Origin of the sequence: Antrihabitans spumae (genome assembly GCF_043944905.1) — a bacterium.
GTDB classification, from domain to species: domain Bacteria; phylum Actinomycetota; class Actinomycetes; order Mycobacteriales; family Mycobacteriaceae; genus Antrihabitans; species Antrihabitans spumae.
Genome location: NZ_JBIMSN010000159.1, coordinates 1 through 5,172, shown reverse-complemented (window position 1 = coordinate 5,172; position 5,172 = coordinate 1). Strand labels below are relative to the sequence as shown.

6 protein-coding genes are annotated in these 5,172 nt (G+C 60.0%); 4 read left to right on the top strand and 2 right to left on the bottom strand.

The genetic code is table 11. From position 1 onward, the window contains the following. Window positions 1-170: 170 nt before the first annotated feature. A complete protein-coding gene (locus tag ACHIRB_RS30050) occupies window positions 171-806 on the bottom strand; it encodes an isochorismatase family protein (protein WP_395125523.1) in 636 nt (211 codons plus the stop codon). Between the two features lie 141 nt (window positions 807-947). Between ACHIRB_RS30050 and ACHIRB_RS30045 the strand changes: the two genes are divergently transcribed. The 4 genes from ACHIRB_RS30045 (at window position 948) to ACHIRB_RS30030 (ending at window position 4,114) form a co-directional block, all read left to right on the top strand. Next, a complete protein-coding gene (locus ACHIRB_RS30045; protein ID WP_395125522.1) occupies window positions 948-1,904 on the top strand; it encodes a GlxA family transcriptional regulator in 957 nt (318 codons plus the stop codon). 172 nt (window positions 1,905-2,076) lie between these two features. Then, window positions 2,077-2,250, top strand: coding sequence for a hypothetical protein (locus tag ACHIRB_RS30040; RefSeq protein ID WP_395125521.1), 174 nt, complete (start codon window positions 2,077-2,079; stop codon window positions 2,248-2,250). Window positions 2,251-2,587: 337 nt separating this feature from the next. Next, on the top strand, window positions 2,588-3,721 hold the full coding sequence (locus ACHIRB_RS30035) for a tyrosine-type recombinase/integrase (protein WP_395125520.1): 1,134 nt from the start codon (window positions 2,588-2,590) through the stop codon (window positions 3,719-3,721). A gap of 192 nt (window positions 3,722-3,913) precedes the next feature. Next, complete coding sequence (locus tag ACHIRB_RS30030) at window positions 3,914-4,114, top strand: hypothetical protein (RefSeq protein WP_395125519.1); 201 nt, start codon at window positions 3,914-3,916, stop codon at window positions 4,112-4,114. Between the two features lie 87 nt (window positions 4,115-4,201). On the opposite strand, the gene ACHIRB_RS30025 is transcribed toward ACHIRB_RS30030, so the two are convergent. After that, a partial coding sequence (locus ACHIRB_RS30025; RefSeq protein ID WP_395127823.1) for a hypothetical protein occupies window positions 4,202-5,172 on the bottom strand: 971 nt, incomplete at its 5' end.

Sequence of the window (5,172 nt, the reverse complement as noted above, 5' to 3'; positions counted from 1 at the left end):
CCGCCGAGTCCCATTCACGAACCCTTTCAGGCCCGCACTAAGGATGGTGCCCTAGTGACCGTGATGGTCACCGAACGAAGGTGGGACAGGGAGGTCGATCGCATGCAGCGCACGCACGGTCCATCACTCATGTCTGGAATACGATCCGATGAGACGGTGCATGTTTGTGCCTACGCGGTCGCGGCCGCCCTGCCCGCAATTGCGGACTCGACCAGGTTGCTCTTGTCCAGTCCGGAACCGCTGCTTACTGCGTCGATCCACTGCTTGGTGGTCGCGACGGCTGCGAAGTTGGAGTGCAGAAGCGTCATCAGCACGGTATGGACCGTTTCTGCCGAGGCCGAGCCGGCTGCATTGGCCAAGTTGATCGCACCGGTCGCGTCGGAGATCACCTCGGCGGCGATGCCCAGCCCTTCAGCCTCGACCGCGGTGGCGAGGTCGCAGTTGTTGGTCATGAATCCGACGAGGGTGACGGTGTCGATGTCGCGTTCACGCAGCCACTCGGCCACATCGGTACCGGCAAAAACGCTCCCGAACTGCTTCTGGACGCGTTTCGTGTCGGTGGTCAGCCTTTTCTCGATGTCGGGATGCAACGCATAGCCGGGGGTGCCCTCGACGAATACGGGAGCCCCTTCGCCCATCACGTGCTGAACCGCTATCACCGGAATGCCTGCCGCATCGGCTGCCTCGACGATCGCCCCGATGTTCGCCAGCGATCGCTCCCGAGGGGGGTGCTCGACTTCGAGTGGACCGTCGAAGTACTCTTGCTGTACGTCGATCACGATCAAAGCCCGACGGGGTGATGCCATGGTGCTCTCATTTCGTTGACGTCGGCAGTGGGTAGCCCGGACAGGCGCGCCGACGCAGTTAAGTGTTCGCCCCTCGAGTCCTTGGGAACAGGGGCACGAATGCATACTTGTGATGGATTCGGGCCACAAAGGAGCACCTGCATGCGCATCGCGGTGTACACGTTCGACGACATCACAATGTTTCACCTCGCGGCACCGCTCATCGTGTTCGGAGAAGTGACGCGACTCGGCCTCGCACCTGGCTGGACGACTAAATTGTGGTCGAACAGGCCAGGGTCGATACGTACATCCGAGGGCTACGCGATCGGCGGTATCGCCGGGCCGGACGCCGCTGCGTCGGCCGACATGGTCATAGTTCCGTCGTGGCATCTATCCCTACGGCCGTTGGACAAGGTTGTGGAAAATGTTCTGATACAGGCACATTCCCGTGGAGCGGTGGTCGTTGGCCTGTGTTTGGGCGCCTTCGCAATCGCGGATGCAGGCTTGCTCGATGGACGACCCGCCGTGACGCATTGGTCTGTGATGCCGGAGTTGGCGGAGCGCAGTGGTGGCAGTCCGGTGGATTCGTCAGTGTTGTACATCGACCACGGTGACGTCGTGACCTCTGCTGGCACGGTGTCGTCGATCGATGCGTGCTTGCATTTGGTCCGTGCGCACCTCGGTGTGTCCGCGGCGACCCGCGTGGCACGCCAGCTCGTGGTTGCTCCGCATCGTGAAGGGGGACAGGCCCAGTACATCGAACGGCCGTTGGGGAACCAGGCCACCGACACGACCATCGCCGAGATGCAGGAATGGATTCTGGCGCACCTATCGGCGGATCTCGCCGTCGACCGTTTGGCCGAGCGTGCACGGATGAGCCGCCGAAGCTTCCTTCGACATTTCAAGATGTCGACCGGGACCACCCCGGCTCGTTGGATAGCGGACCGCAGAATACAAGAGAGCAGAAACCTGCTGGAGTCCACCGACTGGTCGATCGACGTCGTCGCAGCGGCGTGTGGCATCGGCAGTGCGGTCACCTTGCGGCAGCGATTCGCGTCCACGTTCGGAACGAGTCCCTCGCAATACCGTCGGCAGTTCGCCAATCGCGGTTCGGCCTGACCGGTCGCAGACCGCTCGATCGTGCTGCACACCGCTACAGCCGTTCGATCGGATACGCGCGTGCGGAACGAAACCATGGGTCCGGATACGTTGCTGCGCAACGACCTCGCTGTAGACGAAAGAACGATCGAACACGAGAGAACGATCGAACAGAGACATGCAGTAAGGACGAATGCGCCAACGAGCCGATGTGATCGGCGAGAAAGCCACAGCAGGCGGTCAGTGGGGGTATGCGCCGTACCCGATCGCACTGACCCGAACGGTAGCCACTGCGACACCGGCGCGCCTGCGGTGCCCGCCGGGACTTGCGGCAGGTGGCACAGCGATCCGCCGAAGCCGAGGCTGAATGCTGCCCACAAAGCCCGCCGGTCGGCGTCGATCCCGTTGAATGAGCTTGCGATTTCGGCAAAATCGATTTCTCTTAGGACCAAGCTAAGACCTTGCCAACAAGAAAGGCCCCCTCGAAAGGGGGCCTGACCTGGTCTAACTGTGGTGCGCGATACTGGGATTGAACCAGTTCCGTAGGAAACGCCGAGCCTGACTCTGACCTGCAGTTAAACGAGATTCACCTGGGACTATCGACCACCCATGTGGTGGCCCTTGTGAACGCAATCGGATTCTTTTGAGTTACCCTTACCCCACGAATACCCCATGCGGGCAGGTGAAGGAAGTGGAGGGTACCGGTGGCAGGTACGCACCGCGCCTCATTTGGCGAGGTCGAGAAGCTGCCGAGTGGACGGTACCGAGCTCGCTACAACGGGCCCGACGGTCGTCGCTACCGTGCGCCGACGACGTTCACGACAAAGCAGGATGCGCGCGCGTGGTTGTCGATGCAGCAAGCCGATATTGTTCGGAAAGCATGGGAGCCGCCTGGTGTCGTAAAACCGAAGGTGACCACGTTCGGTGAGTTCGCCGAGGACTGGATGGCGTACCGAGATCTTGCCGACAGGACCCGCGGAGACTATCGGAAGCTTTTGGATCAGCAGATCCTACCTACGCTCGGTGCTCTGCCACTCGCATCGATCACTTACGACGACATTCGTAAGTGGCACAAGAAACTTGACTCGAAAACCCCTACGTTGCGCGCACACGCGTACGGGCTCACGGCAACTATCTTCCGTAGCGCCGAGAACGACGGCAAGATTTCCGCGAGCCCGTGCAAGATCCGCGGCGCCGGCACCGCCAAGCGTGTTCGCAAGATTCGGCCAGCAACACTGGACGAACTCGCTTCATTGACCGCTGCGATGCCAGATCAGTTCAAAGCAATGGTGTTGTTGGCGTCGTGGTGTGCGCTGCGGTTCGGCGAGCTGACCGAGTTGCGGCGTAGCGACGTGGACACTGAACGCGCGGTGATTCGTGTGCGCCGTGGTGTTGTCCGGACCGAAGGCGAGTTTCGCGTCAAAACTCCGAAGACGGAGGCGGGCGTTCGTGATGTTGCGATTCCGCCGCACATGATGCCGGTAGTCGTTGATCATTTGCGCGATCACGTTGGCACACGGGCAGATTCTCTAGTGTTTCCAGCCAAGCACGGAGGACATTTGGCGCCGTCGACGCTGTACCGGCATTGGTATAGAGCGTGCGAAGTGTCTGGGCGATGGAGACTGAGAAAGACTGACGAGCCCGGCAAACCCGACATGACGTTTCACGATCTACGGCACACAGGCGCCGTCCTTGCCGCCGCCACCGGCGCAACACTCGCCGAGCTGATGGCGCGGCTTGGTCATTCGACTCCGCAGGCAGCGATGAGGTACCAGCATGCAGCGCAGGGCCGAGACGTCGAGATAGCGTCATTGCTTTCTAAGTTGGCAGCAGGTTGATAGCGGCGACACCGAGCTGCCGCACGGTTACGACGAAGTGGACCGGACTGCCTGTACGGCGAACAATTTGTCCAGGATCTCCAAGTTTTTTCGCGCGCATTCTGCGCTTGTGGACCGGGCGATGTGAGCTTCGACCTGCCGCGTAGTCTCAGCGACGTACAAAAGATCAGGGTCGGGGAGTGGGGAAGTTCGATGGGTGCATCTATCACAATCAAGGCCGCTGAGCTCCCGCAGTACATCGCGCGTTCGGTTGTCGGTCACGGGGAATTGAAAGAGGCCGCCGTCGTTCAGCCTGGCGGCGACATCGTTTATGCCAAGTTCGGCGAGGGATTCGGTCGGAGCGAGGCCACGTTCAAACCGGACCAGCCGGTTCAAATCCGAGCGGACGACTGAGGCAGCTCGCCAACGACCGACGCAGACGCCCGAACTTGTCCATCTGGTTCGGGCGTCTCCGATGCGGTGCGGGCAGCACCAGCCCCATCACGCAGATTTGAGATCGACGACTAGCTGAGGCTCGGTCATGGCCGCAATGAGAAGTCGTTTGGTGAGCCGTCGGACGAACGAATGTACTTCAGCATCTGTGTCTGCCGACCATGTATCGGGCTTGTTGCGTGAGAACCATTTGAGGTACTTCTCCGTGTCGTCGCCATGTGCGGCTGCGCTGCGATAGCCGTAAAGTTGCGAGACCACTGTCGGGGGCGAGACCCTGTCGGTGCCATTCTTGAACATCGCAATTCCCAGGCTCCGAGATGGCGGCAATCGGTTACTCAGAACAATGATGTTTCTTTTAAGTTGTCGGGTTAGAGTGTCGACAGAGTCGTTGGGCTGAGGTGCATGCGTGAGCAGGCTTTCGATTACACTGAAGTAAGCAAGAAATTTTTGCTTCGTGCGCTCGGGAAGAATATCGATCTCGAGGAAGAGTGCCAACGATCGCACAACCTCCGGATAGCGAGCACCGTCTAAGTTACTTCTGAGTTCTACGACCTCGCGTATCTCGAGGAGATCGGGTTTCTCGGGCATCGCATTCATCGCCGTCGAAAAGTATTGCCAGACATCGTGTGGGTTTCCACCTGGAACGAAAACTGCGTTTGACGGCCTTTGTGGATCGAGCTGCCTCGGATTTGGCCACAGTGCCACCCAGATGTTTCCGTCGCTGATTCGAAGCGCCTGGGTCAGTGCAACTCTATCTAGCTGCGGACCTTTTTCTCGGACGACGGCGTATCTCCATTGGAGCGCGGGGAGGTCCCAACTATGTAGTACGCCGTCAGCGTCACCGCCGCTCTTCGTCGCTTCGTACGGTGATCCAACGATCGTTCCGAAAAACACCGACGCCGAGAAGAACGTAGCGAGTATTGCGCGGAATGCTTCTACTTCCTCCGCTGACGGGCGCTCTAGCCTCGATCTTTCGTGAGTCCCGCGTGCTGTCCTGAGCGGTTTCGGATTGGGTGTTT

Excerpts from the sequence above, each read along its gene's own strand:
- ACHIRB_RS30040 (WP_395125521.1), top strand. The coding sequence starts at position 2,077 with ATGCGCCAACGAGCCGATGTGATCGGCGAGAAAGCCACAGCAGGCGGT.
- ACHIRB_RS30045 (WP_395125522.1), top strand. The coding sequence starts at position 948 with ATGCGCATCGCGGTGTACACGTTCGACGACATCACAATGTTTCACCTC.
- ACHIRB_RS30050 (WP_395125523.1), bottom strand. The coding sequence starts at position 806 with ATGGCATCACCCCGTCGGGCTTTGATCGTGATCGACGTACAGCAAGAG.
- ACHIRB_RS30030 (WP_395125519.1), top strand. The coding sequence starts at position 3,914 with ATGGGTGCATCTATCACAATCAAGGCCGCTGAGCTCCCGCAGTACATC.